13 protein-coding genes are annotated in these 16,028 nt (G+C 71.8%); 4 read left to right on the plus strand and 9 right to left on the minus strand.

Annotation, left to right across the window (positions count from 1 at the left end; translation table 11 throughout):
* Positions 1–118 precede the first annotated feature (118 nt).
* A complete protein-coding gene (locus tag AB0H12_RS43390) occupies positions 119–949 on the minus strand; it encodes a hypothetical protein (RefSeq protein ID WP_499632069.1) in 831 nt (276 codons plus the stop codon).
* A 256-nt stretch (positions 950–1,205) separates the two neighbouring features.
* Between AB0H12_RS43390 and AB0H12_RS43395 the strand changes: the two genes are divergently transcribed.
* Positions 1,206–4,451, plus strand: a complete 3,246-nt coding sequence (locus tag AB0H12_RS43395) for a S8 family serine peptidase (protein ID WP_499632071.1) — start codon at positions 1,206–1,208, stop codon at positions 4,449–4,451.
* Between the two features lie 112 nt (positions 4,452–4,563).
* On the opposite strand, the gene AB0H12_RS43400 is transcribed toward AB0H12_RS43395, so the two are convergent.
* The 3 genes from AB0H12_RS43400 to AB0H12_RS43410 form a co-directional block, all read right to left on the minus strand.
* Complete coding sequence (locus AB0H12_RS43400) at positions 4,564–4,986, minus strand: hypothetical protein (protein ID WP_499632072.1); 423 nt, start codon at positions 4,984–4,986, stop codon at positions 4,564–4,566.
* Positions 4,987–5,074: 88 nt separating this feature from the next.
* Positions 5,075–6,223, minus strand: a complete 1,149-nt coding sequence (locus AB0H12_RS43405) for a mechanosensitive ion channel family protein (protein ID WP_499632074.1) — start codon at positions 6,221–6,223, stop codon at positions 5,075–5,077.
* A 198-nt stretch (positions 6,224–6,421) separates the two neighbouring features.
* Positions 6,422–7,042: a TetR/AcrR family transcriptional regulator gene (locus AB0H12_RS43410; protein WP_499632076.1), complete on the minus strand. Its 621-nt coding sequence runs from the start codon at positions 7,040–7,042 to the stop codon at positions 6,422–6,424.
* Between the two features lie 70 nt (positions 7,043–7,112).
* Between AB0H12_RS43410 and AB0H12_RS43415 the strand changes: the two genes are divergently transcribed.
* Positions 7,113–7,955, plus strand: coding sequence for an alpha/beta fold hydrolase (locus AB0H12_RS43415; RefSeq protein ID WP_499632079.1), 843 nt, complete (start codon positions 7,113–7,115; stop codon positions 7,953–7,955).
* Here AB0H12_RS43415 and AB0H12_RS43420 read toward each other — a convergent pair.
* The 3 genes from AB0H12_RS43420 to AB0H12_RS43430 form a co-directional block, all read right to left on the minus strand.
* Positions 7,930–9,261, minus strand: coding sequence for a DUF4153 domain-containing protein (locus AB0H12_RS43420; RefSeq protein WP_499632082.1), 1,332 nt, complete (start codon positions 9,259–9,261; stop codon positions 7,930–7,932). The two genes, AB0H12_RS43415 and AB0H12_RS43420, sit on opposite strands and share 26 nt — an antisense overlap.
* A 282-nt stretch (positions 9,262–9,543) precedes the next feature.
* Positions 9,544–10,596: a HAMP domain-containing sensor histidine kinase gene (locus AB0H12_RS43425; RefSeq protein ID WP_499632085.1), complete on the minus strand. Its 1,053-nt coding sequence runs from the start codon at positions 10,594–10,596 to the stop codon at positions 9,544–9,546.
* Positions 10,593–11,267, minus strand: a complete 675-nt coding sequence (locus tag AB0H12_RS43430; RefSeq protein ID WP_230571980.1) for a response regulator — start codon at positions 11,265–11,267, stop codon at positions 10,593–10,595. Before AB0H12_RS43430 ends, AB0H12_RS43425 begins: the two co-directional genes overlap by 4 nt.
* Before the next feature lie 167 nt (positions 11,268–11,434).
* Here AB0H12_RS43430 and AB0H12_RS43435 point away from each other — a divergent pair, with 167 nt between their 5' ends.
* Both AB0H12_RS43435 and recD2 read left to right on the plus strand, forming a co-directional pair.
* Positions 11,435–12,529, plus strand: a complete 1,095-nt coding sequence (locus AB0H12_RS43435) for a hypothetical protein (RefSeq protein WP_499632088.1) — start codon at positions 11,435–11,437, stop codon at positions 12,527–12,529.
* Positions 12,530–12,565: 36 nt separating this feature from the next.
* Positions 12,566–14,731, plus strand: coding sequence for an SF1B family DNA helicase RecD2 (gene recD2, locus AB0H12_RS43440; RefSeq protein ID WP_499632091.1), 2,166 nt, complete (start codon positions 12,566–12,568; stop codon positions 14,729–14,731).
* 99 nt (positions 14,732–14,830) lie between these two features.
* On the opposite strand, the gene AB0H12_RS43445 is transcribed toward recD2, so the two are convergent.
* Both AB0H12_RS43445 and AB0H12_RS43450 read right to left on the minus strand, forming a co-directional pair.
* Positions 14,831–15,643, minus strand: coding sequence for a MerR family transcriptional regulator (locus tag AB0H12_RS43445; RefSeq protein ID WP_499632094.1), 813 nt, complete (start codon positions 15,641–15,643; stop codon positions 14,831–14,833).
* 66 nt (positions 15,644–15,709) lie between these two features.
* Positions 15,710–16,028 (minus strand): DUF2630 family protein (locus tag AB0H12_RS43450; protein WP_499632097.1); only part of this gene is annotated, 319 nt, incomplete at its 5' end.

Consider the following 16,028-nt stretch of genomic DNA (forward strand, 5'->3'; position numbering starts at 1 on the left):
TGTCGGCGAGGCCGTGCGGGGTGCGGGTGTGAGGACCTGTGCGGGTGCTGTCGGCCGGCTGTGCGGGCGCTGTCGACCGGTCCCGCGAAAGGCGCCGGGCAGGGGGCGGAAACGGGTGTCAGGCGTCACCGCGGAGCTCGGTCATGCGCGCCTCCGCGCCCGCGAGCTTGTCCCGTGCGGTCTCCGCGCGGCGCTTCGCCTTCGCCAGCCGGTTCACCGCCTCCTGCTCCGCCTGCTGCGCCCGGCGCAGTTCGGCGCGCAGCGTGGCGGTGTGCTCCTCGCGCTCGGTCAGGGTCTGCTCGGCCTCCGTGACGGCCGCGTCCGCCTTCCGCACGTCCGCCCGAGCCGTGCCGATGTCCTCACGCGCCCGTTCGAGCTGCCGTTCCCGCCGTTGCTCGCGGCGCGGCGCCAGGTCGTCGCGCACCGGGGTCGCGGTCTCGCTCAACGGGCCGAAGCCGGACTGCTCGACCGGCTTGACCAGCCGACCCGCCCGGATCCGCGCGCCGAGCACGGCGTCGGCCAGCGCGGCGGTCAACGTGGTCCGCACCTGCTGCACGGCGTCCGGCCCGAGCGGCTGACCGGCGTCGACCGCGAACAGCTCCACCCGCCGCACGAGCGCGCTCAGCACGGCCCGCCGCCGCGCGCTCAGCTGCCGCAGCGCGCCCCCGCGCAACTCCTCCTGCGCGGCACGCAGCTCGTCACCCAGGGCGAGCGCCTCGGCCAGGTCGTCCGCGCCCTCGCGGGCCAGCAGGTTCAGCGCCCACGCCGACGAGGTCGGCTTGCGCAGGGCCGAGACCTGCTTGGCCAACGCCTTGTCGCCGCGGTCGGCGGCCAGCCGGGCGCGGGCGTCCCTGGCCGCGACGAACTCCGCCGGCGGCAGGGCGTAGAGCTCGTCGGCTATCCGGTCGATCGGCGCGGTGTCCACGATGTCGACCAGTGTGCTCGCCATCGCGTCGATGTGCGATTTGTTACGGATTTCCCGTGCTCGCGGGCGGTTCACCGTTGACAGTGTTTGACATTCCGGCCGGTCGGCTCTTGACTGGAGGTGTCGCGACCGTTCCGGTGTTGTGCGGCACTTCTCGCGTGTTCACGCAATAGACCGTTCAGTCCAATGTGGACTTTCCTATTGGGCTGTTCGTCCGATTGTTACCCGAGGGCCGGGGAGATGTGCTTGCGCCAATCTTTCCCCACGAAGGGTTTGCGCCGTGATCAACTCAGGAAGCCGGTGGAGACACCGCACCAGTGCGGCCCTGCTGGCCGCCGTGCTGGGCACCACTGGGTTCGGCTTCGCCGCCGGGTCGGCGGTCGCGCAGGAGGCGCCGTCCGCGCCCGCGCCCGCCGACAAGCAGCTCGACAAGCAGGACCGGGAGCGCATCGCCGAGGCCGAGCAGGCCGGTCAGGCGAACGTCACGCTCCTGGTCGCCGCCGAAGAGGGCAAGCTGGACTCCGCCGCCAACGACCTCAAGGCCCTCGGCGGCGTGGTCGAGTCCACCGAGCGCGACGTCGACTACCTCAAGGTCTCGGTGCCGCGTGACTCCGCCGAGAAGGCAGCCAAGCTCGCGTCCGTGAACTCGGTGGACGTCGACGGCCTGGTCGTCCTGGACAACCCGCGCCCGGACGGCGCGACGACCCCGCTGCCGCAGCCGGCGCCGGGCAAGTCGACGCCCAAGAAGAACCCGTACATGCCGACGCAGGACACCAAGGCGGCTCAGTTCACCGACGAGCACCCCAAGTGGGACGGCCGCGGCACGACGATCGCCATCATGGACTCCGGCATCGACCTGGACCACCCGGCGCTGGCGACCACCTCGACCGGTGAGCGCAAGATCGTCGACTGGTACAACGCCAACGCCACCAACTCCGGTGACGGCACCTGGCTGCAAGTCTCCGGTCGCTACAACGGCGCGTTCACCTGGGGCGGCGCGTCCTACAAGGCGCCGGCGTCCGGTGGCCCGTTCAGCTTCGGCCTGTTCCGCGAGACCGCGGGCGACCTGGCGGCGGCCAACAGCGAGACCGGCGGCGACATCAACCGCGACGGCGACCGCGTGGACTCCTTCGGCGTGCTGCAGGACATCACGACCAAGGAAGTCCGGGTCGACACCGACGGCGACGGTGACTTCACCGACCAGACCGCGATGATCGACTACAAGTACAAGAAGGACGTCGGCCACTTCGGCACGGACAACCCGGCCACGCCGGTGCTGGACACCGTGGCGTTCGTGGTGCAGACCGACAAGTCGAACTACGACGCGGCCGGCACGGCGTGGGTCAACCTCGGCATCTCCGCCGCCGCGCACGGCTCGCACGTCGCGGGCATCACCGCGGCGAACAAGATGTTCGGCGGCAAGATGGTCGGCGCCGCGCCCGGCGCGAAGCTGATGGCCGTCAAGGTCTGCCTGTCCACCCCGTCGTGCACCAACAGCGGCCTGATCGACGGCCTGCTGTACGCGGCGCGCAACGGCGCGGACGTCGTCAACATCTCCATCGGCGGCCTGCCGGCGCTCAACGACGGCAACAACGCGCGTGCGGAGCTCTACAACCGCACCATCGCCGAGTACAACGTGCAGGTGTTCATCTCCGCGGGCAACAGCGGCGCGGGCGCGAACACCGTCGGCGACCCGTCGGTGTCCACGGACGCGATGAGCGTCGGCTCCTACATCACCGCCGACACCTGGCTGTCCAACTACGGCTCGGTGACCAAGCAGAAGGAAGGCCTGCACGGCTTCTCGTCGCGCGGTCCGCGTGAGGACGGCGGCTTCAAGCCGAACATCGTCGCGCCCGGCTCGGCGATCTCCACCACGCCGCAGTGGCAGGCGCCCGGCCCGGTGGCCGGCACCTACGAGCTGCCCGCCGGCTACGCCATGTTCAACGGCACGTCGATGGCCGCGCCCCAGGCGACCGGCGCCGCCGCGCTGCTGATCAGCGCGTACAAGGCCGAGCACAACGGCGAGCGCCCGCCGGTCGCGGCGCTGCGCAACGCGATCCAGTCCGGCGCCAAGTGGGTCTCCACCCTCCAGGCGTACGAGCAGGGCGCCGGCCTGTTCGACACCAAGCGCGCGTGGACGCAGCTCAACGCGCACCCGGAGACGCAGGCGGTCGCCACCTCGGTGACCGTGAACACCGCGCTGTCGGGCCTGCTGGCCACCCCGAACACGGGTGTCGGCATCCACGACCGCGAGGGCGTCGTCGTGGGCAAGGAGTACACCCGCACGTACACCCTGACCCGCACCACGGGTCCGAACCGCAACCAGCAGTTCCTGGTGAACTGGCAGGGCAACGACGGCACGTTCTCGTCGAAGTCGCTGGTCAGCCTGCCGCTGAACACGCCGGTGACGTTCGACGTCAAGGTCAAGCCGACCAAGGCCGGCGCGCACTCGGCCGTGCTCCGGCTCGACAACCCGGGCACCCGCGGCATCGACGTGTTCACCCTGAACACCGTGTTCGCGGCGGACGAGTTCACCGCGGCGGACAAGTACGCGGTGACCAAGACCGGCACGATCGGGCGCAACCAGTCGAAGAGCTTCTTCGTGAAGGTGCCCACGGGCACCAGCGCGCTGAAGATCGACATGGCGGCCGGCGGCGCCGAGGCGGGCAAGGGCCAGGTCCGGTTCCTGCGCTACGACCCGTACGGCGTGCCGTTCGACACCACGTCGTCGACCAACTGCTACAACCCCGACGCGGGCGCCGGCTGTGCCGGTGGCTCGCCGACCAGCCGCACGGTCAGCAACCCGCTGCCGGGCGTGTGGGAGATCGTGGTCGAGGCCCGGCGCACCTCCGACGCCGACGCCGCGCCGTACTCGGTGACCGCGTCGGTGCTGGGCACGACGATCAGCCCGAACCCGGACACCATCGAGTCGGCCGTCATCGGCACGCCGATCAGCCGTGAGTACACGGTGACGAACTCGCTGGCCGCGTTCAACGGCAGGCTCGTCGGCGGTCCGATGTCCAGCGCCCGGATCGACCGGCCGACCATCGCGAACGCGGCGGTCCAGCACTACGACCTGACCGTGGTGCCGGGTTCGACGTCGCTGCGCGCGACGATCGGCAAGACGAGCGACGTGTCGGCCGACCTCGACCTGTACGTCTACAACTGCACGTCCGGCACCTGCGTGCTGGCCGGTCAGGCGGCGGACGGCGACTCCGAGGAGTCGGTGACGATCAACAACCCGGCCGCCGGCGCGTGGCGGGTCGAGGTCGACGGCTTCGAGGTGCCCGCGGGCACCACGGAGTACGACTACATCGACCTGTTCGCCGCCGCGGGCCTCGGCTCCGTCGTGGCGACCGACACCAACGCCGACCGCACCGCCGGTGAGACCTGGACGGTCCCCGCCACGGTGACCGCCGGTGGCCAGGCCGGTGCCGGCCGGGTGCTGCGCGGTGAGCTGACCGTGCAGACCTCGGAAGGCGCGATCGTCGGCCGCGGCGCGGTGATCCTGCGGAACGTGGCCTGACGCCACCCGCGAAAAGACCTCAGGGCCATTCCCGCTCGGCGCGGGGGTGGCCCTGAGCTTTTCCCGCCTCCGGTGAGCTTTTCCCGCGTCCGGTGGCGGTCTCCGCCTCGGGTCAGGGCGTGGGGTCGATGTTGGAGAGCGGCTCGTCCACGTCGACCCGGCTGACGCCCACGACGGACGTGACCTCCTCGGCCAGCTCGACCGGGACGGTGAGGCGGACGTAGCCGATGGTGGCGTCGGTGGTCTCCACGGTCCCGCCGAGCCGGTCCACGGCGGCGGCCACCTCGTCGGCCTTGCCGGGTTCGGTGGAGACGGTCAGCCCGACGGTCCGCGCGCCGTCGCGCCTGGCCCGCTCCAACGCGGTCTTGGCCTGTGGGCTGAGCTTGGGCGACGGCACGGGCGGCGACGATACGCCGGCCGTGCCGGTGGTCGGGTGTTCCGCGCCGAACGAGCCGGTGTCCGCGGGTTGCTGCGCGCAGCCCGCCACCACCAGCCCGGCCAGCACGAGCCCGGCCGTCACGACGAGTCTTCGCATGCGTCCTCCTGCGGCGGATCCTGCCACCAGGACGGATCGGGAGGTCGGTGCGGTTGCACGGGAGGGCCGGCGCGGTTGTGCGGGAGGGTCAGCGCGGTTGCGCGGGAGGCGCGGGTTGCTCCGGGCCGCTGAACGCCTGCACGCGCTCCTCGCCGTCCGCGCTCTCGCCGAACACCCGGTTGTCCGACGAGCCGTTGGCCGTCGGCACGGGCGAGGTGGCCGTGGCGCGGGGCAGTTCGCGCACCCTGACCTGCGGCAGCGCACCGGGGTGCCGGGCACGCAGCCAGCCGACCAGGTGCTCGCGCGCCACGCACCGCAGGTCCCACAGCCGCCCGGCGTCCGACGCGCTCACCAGCGCGCGGACCCGCACGAACGACCCGACCGCGTCGGTCACCTGCAGCACGCACACCCGGCCGTCCCACAGGTCGCTGGTCTCCAGCGCCTGCCGCAGCTCCTGCCGCAGCTCCTCCACCGGCACGGTCCAGTCGAGGTCCAGCTCCACCGTGCCGAGCAGCGCCGACTGGGTCCGCGTCCAGTTCTCGAACGGCGTCTTGAGGAAGTAGGCGGTCGGCAGGATCAGGCGCCGGTCGTCCCACAGGTGCACGACCACGTAGGTGAGGGTGATGTCCTCGACGCGGCCCCACTGGTTCTCCACGACCACCACGTCGTCCAGCCGCAACGCGTCGCTGAACGCGATCTGCACGCCCGCGAACACGTTGCCCAGCAACGACTGCGCCGCCAGCGCGGCGATGGCGCCGATGACACCGGCGGAGGCCAGCAGGCTCGTGCCGGCCGCGCGGGCGGCGGGGAACGTCATCAGCACGGTCGCCGCCGCCAGCACGCCCACCACGACCACGGTGACGCGGCGGACCAGCGTGATCTGCGTGTGCACGCGGCGGGCGTGCCGGTTGTCCGACACGTCGACCCGGATGCGCGCCAGCGTCGCGTCCTCGATCACCACCAGCAGGGCGGCGAGGAGCCACGCGCCGGCGAGGATCAGCGCTATCCCGGTCGCGTGCAGGGCGACCGGCCGCCAGTCGCCGCGCGCCACCACGCCGAGGGAGAACTGGACCGCCACCAGCACCGCCACCGCCAGCGCGGGCCGGTGGGCGTGCCGCGCCAGCCCGGCGAACAGGGCGGAGCGGCGGCCGATCCGGCTGACCACGCGGTGGACGAGGGTGACGGCGAGCAGTGCGACCAGCAGCGAGCCGGCGAACGTGAGCACGGCGACGAGCACGGACGGGCACCTCCTCGTGCTTGGGGTTCCAGCGACGTTGAGTGCTTGGGTTCCAGCGACGTTGGGTACTCGGGGTTCCCAGCGTCGTCGAGTGTTGTGGTTCCAGCGACGTTCTCGGGTGCGTACCCGTTGCTGGAGCAGTTCAGCCATCTGGGCGAAATGTGGGATGTTCGCCACTCGCCGGCGCTCGCCGCCGGCTCAGCCCGTCGGCAGCAGGTGGGCGACCTGGCCCACGAACGCGACCAGCCGGTCCGGCGTGAACCGCTCCGGGTCGGTGATCACCAGCCGGCCCGCCATCTCGGCCAGCGCGAGCATGGTGTGACCGAGCAGCTCGGCGTCCAACCCGGTGTTGCCCAACGCCTTCAACCCCAGCTCGGCCAGTGCGTTGACCTGCGCCAACACCTGCGCCCGCACCACCGCGACCTGCTGCCGGAACTCGACCGGCGTGCCCTCGGGCGGCAGCAGCACGAGCCGCCACCGCTCCGGTGACGCCACGACCGCGTTGACGAACGCGCGCACGGTGTCGGTGTAGACGTCCTCCGGCGAACGCTCGCCGAAGTCCGTGGTCGGCATCGCGCCGAGCACCTGCGCGGTGGCCCGTTCGGCCTCGCGGTCCAGCAGGGCGGCGATCACCTCGGCCCGGTTCGCGTACAGCTCGTAGACCACCGGCTTGGTGACGCCCGACCGCCGGGCCACGGCCTCCATGGTCAACGCGTCGAAACCGCCGCAGGCGATGAGGTCGAGCGCGCCGTCCAGCAACTGGTCGCGCCGCTGCCCCGGTGGCAGCCGGGGTGCGTACTTGCGGCGCGTTGTGCTCACCGACCCATATTGCTACGGTGGCGTAGCTTTCACAAAGCTACGCAGGCGTAGTAAGCGCTCGGAGGCAACGGTGATCGTGGAGTCCGGAGACGTGCGGCTCGCCGTGTTCGAGCACGGTGACCGGTCCGCGCCGACCGTCGTCCTGGTGCACGGCTACCCGGACACGCACCGGGCGTGGGACGACCTCGTGCCGCTGCTGGCCGAGGAGTTCCACGTGGTCACGTACGACGTGCGCGGCGCGGGCGCGTCGTCCGCACCGCGCGGCCTGGCCGCCTACCGGCTGCCGGAGCTGGCGCGGGACCTGCTCGCGGTGATCGCGGCGGTCAGCCCGGACGCGCCGGTGCACGTCGTCGGGCACGACTGGGGTTCGATCCAGGCGTGGGAGGCGGTGACCACGCCCGGCGCGCCGATCGCCTCGTACACCTCGATCTCCGGGCCGTGCCTGGACCACGTCGGCCACTGGATGCGCCGCCGGCCGACCACCCGGCACCTCAAGCAGCTGCTGCACTCGTGGTACATCCTGGTGTTCCACCTGCCGTTCATCGCGCCTTTGTTGTGGCGGCACGTGATCGGCCCGCGGTGGCACGCGGTCGCGCACCGCCTGGAGGGCGTCTCGCCGCACGTGTCGCCGACCATCGTGCGCGACGGCGAGCAGGGCATCGCGTTGTACCGGGCGAACTTCGTGCCGCGGCTGCGCTCGCCCCGCGTGCGGCGGACCGAGGTGCCGGTGCAGGTGGTGCAGCCGTTGCGGGACAAGTACGTCACCGCCGGCGTGAGCGAGGACGTGGAGCGGTGGGCGTCGGACGTGCGGCGGCGTGTGATCGACGCCGGGCACTGGGTGCAGATCACCCACGCCGACGCGGTGGCGCGCCTGGTGACCGAGCACATCACGGCTCACAGTCGCCCTGTTTGAGCTGCGGGAGCACGTCCCGGGCCTGCTGCCGGCCGAGGTTCCAGGAGCGCCAGTCGTCGCTCTCCACGTAGTGGAACTGCAGGGCGCAGGCGCGCAGGTCGGCCGGGAGTTCGGCGAGGGCGGGCACCACGTCGGGGGAGAGCCGGGCGAGGTACCAGATGTCGATCTTCTGGGTGGCGTGGTAGCGGTCGACGTTGCGCTCGGCGATGAACCGCTCCGGGTTGAGCGCGGCGAGCCCGACCAGCGCGGCGAACCCCGTGCCCAGGACGGCGCGGGCCAGCCACCCGGCTTCGAGCTTGACCCCCGCCGCCAGGACCAGCAGGTAGACGACGCCGAGCCACACCTCGCAGGCGGAGACGAGGACCCGCAGCACGGTGAAGCCGTAGGCCTGCTGGTAGAGCCACATGCGGGCGAGGGCGGAGGCGACGATCACCAGGGTGAGCACGCCGAGCCCGCCGAGCAGGCCGCGCAGCCAGCGGCGGTCGGTCGGTGAGTCGAGTCGGGCGAGGCGTGCGACGACCGCGATCACGCCGAGGGTGAGCACGGTGACGGCGAGCAGCTGCCAGAAGCCGCTGCGGGCGTAGTCGGCGTAGGTGAGGTCGGGGGTGACGAGGACGTGCTCGTCGCCGGCGAAGAGGGTGTCGATCTGGACGGCCACGAACGCGGCGAAGAGCAGCACCAACGCGCCGACCGGGAGGACCCAGTCACGTCGCGCGACCGTGCGGGGCAGGTCGCTCTTCTCGTCCGGTTGGCGTGGTGAGACCAGGAGGTAGGCCGCGCCGACCGTGCCGAGGCCGACGGCCAGGAACAGCACGATCGGTTGGCCGGAGGATTCGTCGGGCGTGACCGAGCCGAGGAGTTCCGCGAACCGGGCGTCGGCGCCGGCGAGGAGCGGGACGAACACCAGCAGGAGGCCGGCGGTCACCAGGACCGGGCGGGCCAGGCGAGGCGTGCTGCCTTCCTTGACGCCCCGTGCGACCCACGGCAGGGCCCTGATCGCGGCGAACGGCACGGCGACCGCGCCGGACACGAGGCCACGCGCGGTCCGCCCCCCGGCGATCGCGAGCGACCCGGCGGTGCAGCCGGCGACGGCGCAGAGCGTGAAGAGCCAGCCGGCGGAGATGAACGCGCCGACGCCGAACAACGCGACGGAGAGGACGGCCCAGGCCGGTTCGACCTCGCGCAGCAGGGCGAAGACGACGACAGCGGTCAGGGACCAGCCGAGGCCGGGTTCGTCGAGGGGCAGCAGGACGGCCGCTCCCAGTCCGGCGGCGGCGCCGGTGAGCAGTACGCGGTTCGGTGTCATGGGTGCCTCCAGGGCGTGGGCATGCGCCATCGCCCGCGGTTTCGGGGCGGGTGTGGGTTGGTGGATCAAGAGAGCAGGAGAGAAGGAGAGTCCTCGCCGGACGGGCAGATCAGCAGGATGACGGCCGGGTGGGTGGTTCTGCGCCGGGTCCGTTGTCGGTCGGGTTTCGCGTCATCCCACCGACCCCCCTACGGGCTACCCACGCGTATCAAGGGGCGGTCATCAGTGGACGACCGGGTGAGGGATGGGTGCGGTGTGTGAGGTGGGGAGGTGGGTGGTGGGTCAGGTTGGGGTGGGAGTGGTGTGCGTTTGAGTCGGTGGGCAGGTGGCGGGGAGGGTGGCGCGGATTCGGCAGCCCGGGCCGTCGACCACGGCGATGGTGCCGCCGTGCAGGTCCACTACCCAGCGCGCGATGTTGAGACCCAAGCCCGTGCCGCCGCCGCCCGCCCGTTCGCCCCGTGTGAAGCGCTCGAAGACCCGTTCACGGTCCTGCGGCGCGATGCCCGGGCCGTCGTCCGCTACTTCCAGCACCAGTTCCGCGCCCACCGCGGCCGATACCCTCACCTCGCCGCCGGCCGGGCCGTGGCGGACGGCGTTGTCCAGCAGGTTGGCGACCACCTGGGCCAGTCGGGCCTCATCGGCGTAGACGGTCGCTGACGGTGGTGAGACGTCCACGGTGAACCGCACCCCTCGAGCGGCCACCGAAGCCTCGGCCACGACCTCCGCCAAGAGCGGCTCCACGGCGAACTGGGCCTTGTCCAGCTTGTGCGCCCCGGCGTCGATCCGGGACAGGTCCAGCAACTCCGTGACCAGTCGGCCGAGTCGCTCGGTCTGCGCCAAGGCCGTCCGCATGGTCGCCGCGTCCGGCTGCGCCACGCCGTCCACGACGTTCTCCAGCACGTTCTGCAGAGCGGTGATGGGTGTCCGCAACTCGTGCGAGACGTTCGCGATCAGCTCCCGCCTTTGCTGGTCCGCCGCACCGAGGTCCGCCGCCATCTGGTTGAACGCCGCGGCCAGCTCGCCGACCTCGTCCCGCGCCGTCGCACGCACCCGCCTGCTGTAGTCGCCGGCCCGCATCGCCCGCACCGCCGCCGTCATCTCCCGCAACGGGCGCGTCATCCCGTGCGCGAGGATCTGCGACGTCACCAGCACGATCGCGATCGTGCCGAACGTGGTGCCCGGCGCGAGCCACTGGATGCGGTACCAGAAGTAGGTGAACCCCGCCGCCATCGCGGACACCAGCAGGATCCCCAGCTTCACCTTGATCGACCGCACCGGGTCCAACGGGCGCGGCAGGAGTTCCAGCGTCGTGTCGAACGCCGAGCGCAAGGTCACCGGGGCACCTCCAACGCGTACCCGATCCCGTGCACGGTCCGGATCAGGTCCGTGCCCAACTTCCGCCGCAGCGCCTTGATGTGGCTGTCGACCGTCCGCGTGCCCGTGCCGTCGGCCCAGCCCCACACCTCGCTCAGCAGCCGTTCCCGCGACTGCACGGCCCGCGGCCGTTCGGCGAGGTGCACCAGGAGTTCGAACTCGGTCGGCGTCAAGTGCGCCTCCGCCCCTCCGCGCACGACCCGCCGCTCGGCCAGGTCGATCTCCAGGTCGGCCACCGTGATCCGGTGCGCCGCCGCCGACGCCGCCCGCTCCACCCGCCGCAACAACGCGTGCACGCGCGCGGCCAGCTCGCGGATCGAGAACGGCTTGGTCAGGTAGTCGTCCGCGCCGACCGCGAGACCGACCAGCAGGTCCGTCTCGTCACCCCGGGCGGTCAGCATGAGCACCGGCACGGGACGCTCGGCCTGGATCCGCCGGCACACCTCCAACCCGTCGAACCCCGGCAGCATCACGTCCAGCACGACCAGGTCGGGCCGCACGTCGCGGGCACGCGAGACGGCCGACGGACCGTCGTGCGCCAGCTCGACCTCGAACCCCTCGGCCCGCAGCCTCGCGGCCACGGACTCGGCGATGGTGAGGTCGTCCTCGACCACCAGAATCCGGCGTGTCATGCGGCCGACTCTATGTGGGAGCCGTGGAGGTGACCGGCGTGAGTTGTGAACGTCCTGTGCAGACCGCCCACAACCCGTCCCGGGGCTGAACGGGCGAATCTGGGAGCGCTCCCAGTCGAGACCTGGTTAGCTGGTGGCGGGCGGGACTTCGACGAGGAGGTCTGGTCGTGCGACGGACGTTGGGCGCCGCGTTGGCGCTCGTCTCGGTGATCTCGGCAGCCCCGGCGGCGGCAGCGGGGCCCGGGTACGTGGAACTCGCGGTGCTGCCCGGCGGCACGAAGGGGTCGGCGGTCGACGTCAACGACTCCGGCGTGGTCGTCGGCCGCTCCACCAACGCGGAGGGCAGGTCGCGGCCGGTGCGCTGGGACGCCGGAGGTCGGCTCACCGAGCTGGCGCCGCCGGCGGGCGCCACTCCCGGGAAGGTCTTCGGGGTCGACGCGGACGGCGCGGCGTACGGCAACACCAGCACGCCGGACCGCAACTCGCAGGCGACCCGGTGGAACCCGGACGGCTTCACGACCGTCTTCGACCTCCCGCCCGGCGACACCTACAGCTTCGCCGCCGCGGTGAACGACAGCGGCACGGTGGTCGGCTACAGCGGCGACTACGCGACCGGCGTCCGCCGTGCCGTCCGGTGGGATCGCGACGGGACCGCCACCGCGCTGCCGGGAGTCGCACCGGCGACCGAGGCGACCGCGATCGACGAGGCGGGCGCCATCGCGGGCACCGCCACCACGGCCGACGACCTCGTCCACTACGTGCGGTGGGACGACGGGGTGCTCACCGTCCTGGGCGTGGTGCCCGACGCCACGTACTCCTCCGTGGCGGACGTGAACGGGCGGTACGTCGTCGGCAGGATCCAGCGCGGCGACCGGACCGGCTTCGGCCTGCGGTGGGACGGCACGGCGCTGAGCGAGGTGCCGACGCCGACCGGCTACCACAGCTTCCTGCACGCGGTCGACGCGGAGGGCGCCGCGTACGGCCAGGTGAAGGGCCGTCCGGTGAAGTGGTCGGCCGACGGCGCCGTGTCGGTCATGGCGTTGCCGGACGGGTACGGGGCGGGCGAGGTGCTGGAGCTCAACGACCGCGGCGTGGCCGCCGGCACGGCGATCAGCCGGTACAACCGGCCGATCCGCTGGTCGTCGTCGGGCGAGGTGACGCTGCTGCCGGTGCCGTCCGGGACCTACGGCTTCGCCCAGGGCATCAACGACCACGGCGTGGTCGTGGGCGAGTACGGTGGCCGGCCGCTGCTCTGGCCCTGACCACCGGCTGTCGGCGGCACGTCCTAGGGTGACCCGGTGGCTGACGCGGTCCTGGAAGCGGTGCTCGAGCGGATCACGTTCGCCAACGAGGAGACCGGCTACACGGTCGCCCGCGTCGACCCGGGCCGCGGTGGCGACCTGGTCACCGTGGTCGGGTCGCTGCTCGGCGCGCAGCCGGGCGAGTCGATCAGGATGCGCGGCCGGTGGGGCTCGCACCCCCAGTACGGCAAGCAGTTCCACGTCGACGACTACACGACCGTGCTGCCGGCCACCATCCAGGGCATCCGCCGCTACCTCGGCTCCGGCCTGATCAAGGGCATCGGGCCGGTGCTGGCCGACCGGATCGTCACCCACTTCGGCGTGGACGCGCTGGACGTCATCGAGCACGAGCCGCAGCGCCTGGTCGAGGTGCCCAAGCTCGGCCCGAAGCGCACGAAGCTGATCGCCGACGCGTGGGAGGAGCAGAAGGCGATCAAGGAGGTCATGGTCTTCCTCCAGGGCGTCGGCGTGTCGACGTCGTTGGCCGTGCGCATCTACAAGCAGTACAACGACAAGGCGATCGAGGTCGTCCGCGAGGAGCCCTACCGGCTGGCCAACGACGTGTGGGGCATCGGGTTCCGCACCGCCGACGTGATCGCGAAGGCCGTCGGCATCCCGCACGACAGCCCGCAGCGGGTGAAGGCCGGGCTGCAGTTCACGCTGTCCGAGGCGACCGGCGACGGCAACTGCTACCTGCCCGAGAACGAGCTCATCGGCGACGCGATCAAGATCCTCCAGGTCGACGCGGCCCTCGTGATCGAGTGCCTGGCCGAGCTGGTGGCGGAGGAGGGCGTGGTCCGCGAGGTCATGCCGGACGGCGAGCCGGGCATCTACCTGGTGGCGTTCCACCGGGCCGAGATCTCGCTGGCGAGCCAGCTGTTGCGGCTGCTCAGGACCGACGAGGAGCGGATGCCGGCGTTCCAGCAGGTCGACTGGGAGCGCGCGTTCGCGTGGCTCGGGGCGTCGCTGGAGGACAAGCAGCGCGACGCCGTCCGGTTGGCGTTGAGCCGGAAGGTGGCCGTGCTGACGGGCGGCCCGGGGTGCGGCAAGAGCTTCACCGTGCGGTCGATCGTGAAGCTGGCCGCGGCCAAGGGGGCGAAGGTGGTGCTGGCCGCGCCGACCGGCCGTGCGGCCAAGCGGTTGACCGAGCTGACCGGGCACGAGGCGCGCACCGTGCACCGGCTGCTGGAGCTCAAGCCCGGCGGTGACGCGGCCTACGACCGCGACCGGCCGCTCGACGCGGACCTCGTGGTCGTGGACGAGGCGTCGATGCTGGACCTGCTGCTGGCGAACAAGCTGGCCAAGGCCGTCGCGCCGGGCGCGCACCTGCTGCTGGTCGGCGACGTCGACCAGCTGCCGTCCGTCGGCGCGGGCGAGGTGCTGCGCGACGTGCTGTCCGCCGAGAGCCCGATCCCGAACGTCCGGCTCACGCACATCTTCCGACAGGCGCAGCAGTCCGGCGTGGTGACCAACGCGCACCGGATCAACAACGGCGACTACCCCGTCGTGCAGGGGATGCCGGACTTCTTCCTGTTCCCGGTGGAGGAGGCCGAGGAGGCGGCGGCGCTGGTGGTCGACGTCGTCGCCAACCGCATCCCGCGCAAGTTCGGGCTCAAACCGCGCACGGACGTGCAGGTGCTCGCGCCGATGCACCGGGGTCCGGCGGGCGCGGGCGGGCTGAACGCGTTGCTGCAGGAGGCTTTGACCCCGTCCAAACAGGACCTGCCGGAACGCCGGTTCGGCGGCCGGGTCTTCCGGGTCGGTGACAAGGTCACCCAGATGCGCAACAACTACGACAAGAACGTCTTCAACGGCACGCTCGGCATCGTCACGGCGATCGACGCGGTGGAGCAGAAGCTGACCGTGCGGACCGACGAGGACGAGGACGTCGACTACGAGTTCGGCGAGCTGGACGAGCTGACCCACGCCTACGCCATGACGATCCACCGCTCGCAGGGCAGCGAGTACCCGTGCGTCGTCATCCCGATCACGACCAGCGCGTGGATGATGTTGCAGCGCAACCTGCTCTACACGGCGGTCACGCGGGCGAAGAAGCTGGTCGTGCTGGTCGGGTCGCGCAAGGCGATCGGGCAGGCGGTCCGCACCGTGGGGGCGGGACGTCGGCACACGGCGCTCGACCACCGGCTGGCGCGGCTCGTCTGAGCCGCCCGGCCCGCGTCGAAGGGCCGTGGTGACGGTTGCGCAGCGCTGGGCGACCGCGCGGGTGGGCACGTGGCCGTTCCCGCGCGGTCGGTGCGGTCGCTAGCGCATCGGGAAGGCGATGTCGCAGACCTCGTCGTCGGGACCGGCCGCGTCGAAGTCCGCGAAGTAGACCTCGCGGGGCGCGTCGTGGACCGCGAAACCGTTCTCCTTGATCCACACGGCGACGGCGTCGTAGGCCGACAGGATCTGCGGGAAGACCACCTGCGCCTTGGTCAGCCGCACGTACGCCTCCCGGTGCGCGGGCTCCACCCTGGCCGCCGACCCGGTCGGCGGCTCGGCCACGGCGATCGGCACGCACGACTCGACCGGTCCGTCGCTGTCCTCGTTCACCTCGCCGTGGTAGATCACGAACGTCGCGCCGGACACGCCGCCGAAGGCGTCGGCCGCCTTGTGCAGCCGTCCCAGCGAGTCGTCGATCCACTGCTCCAACGCCGGTTGCAGCACGTGCCGCTGCTCGGTCAGGACCACCTGGTCGGGTACTTCCCGCTGCTTGACCTCGTACATCTCCAACAGACCCCTTCCTCCGGACAACACGACGCGGAGGTGGGCGGCCAGGCCGCGCCGCACGGCCATGCGGTGCTCGACCTCGGCCCAGTACTCGGCGAGCAGGTCTGCCCGCTCGTCCCCGGGCGCGGAGACGATCCGGGCCACGACCGCGAGCGGCATGTCCAACCTGCGCAGCAACGCCACCAGGCGGGCCGGGACGAGCTGGTCCTCCCGGTAACGCCGGTAGCCGTTGCCCGCCTCGACCACGGCCGGCCGGAGCAGGCCCTGGCGTTCGTACAACCGCAGTGCCTTCACCGACAGCCGTGACCGGCGGGCGAACTCGCCGATCCCCAGTAGCCGTGCCACCGCCACATCCTCCATGGCGACGACCCTGCGGGCTGCCCCAAGGGACGAGTCAACGCCCGCACCCGACTACTGGCGGTAACCCTCCACGGTGCGGGGGTCGCGGGCCTCGGCGGCGTCCGGGTCCATGCCCGCGGCCCGGCGCGCGCGGCGTTGGCGCAGGAGGTCCCAGGTCTGGTCCAAGGCGACTTCGAGGTCACGCAGCCGTCGGGCGTCGCCCTCGCTCAGGCCCTTGCCGATGCGCGATCCCTCCAACCGGTGCTCCTCTTCGACCAGCCGGGTGATTCGCTCGACTAGTGTCCTGCGCCTGAAGTTCGTTAATGAATTGTAGAGTTGTCGGGTGGCTCGTAGGGGTCGGCCGGTGGCCGTGGTGACGTTGACAGACGAG

The organism is Actinosynnema sp. NPDC023794, assembly GCF_040639675.1.
Lineage (GTDB): Bacteria > Actinomycetota > Actinomycetes > Mycobacteriales > Pseudonocardiaceae > Actinosynnema > Actinosynnema luteola.

Bases quoted from the DNA above. Each gene is read 5' to 3' on its own strand.
- AB0H12_RS43420 (WP_499632082.1), bottom strand. From the start codon at position 9,261: ATGACACCGAACCGCGTACTGCTCACCGGCGCCGCCGCCGGACTGGGA.
- AB0H12_RS43390 (WP_499632069.1), bottom strand. From the start codon at position 949: ATGGCGAGCACACTGGTCGACATCGTGGACACCGCGCCGATCGACCGG.
- AB0H12_RS43430 (WP_230571980.1), bottom strand. From the start codon at position 11,267: ATGACACGCCGGATTCTGGTGGTCGAGGACGACCTCACCATCGCCGAG.
- AB0H12_RS43400 (WP_499632072.1), bottom strand. From the start codon at position 4,986: ATGCGAAGACTCGTCGTGACGGCCGGGCTCGTGCTGGCCGGGCTGGTG.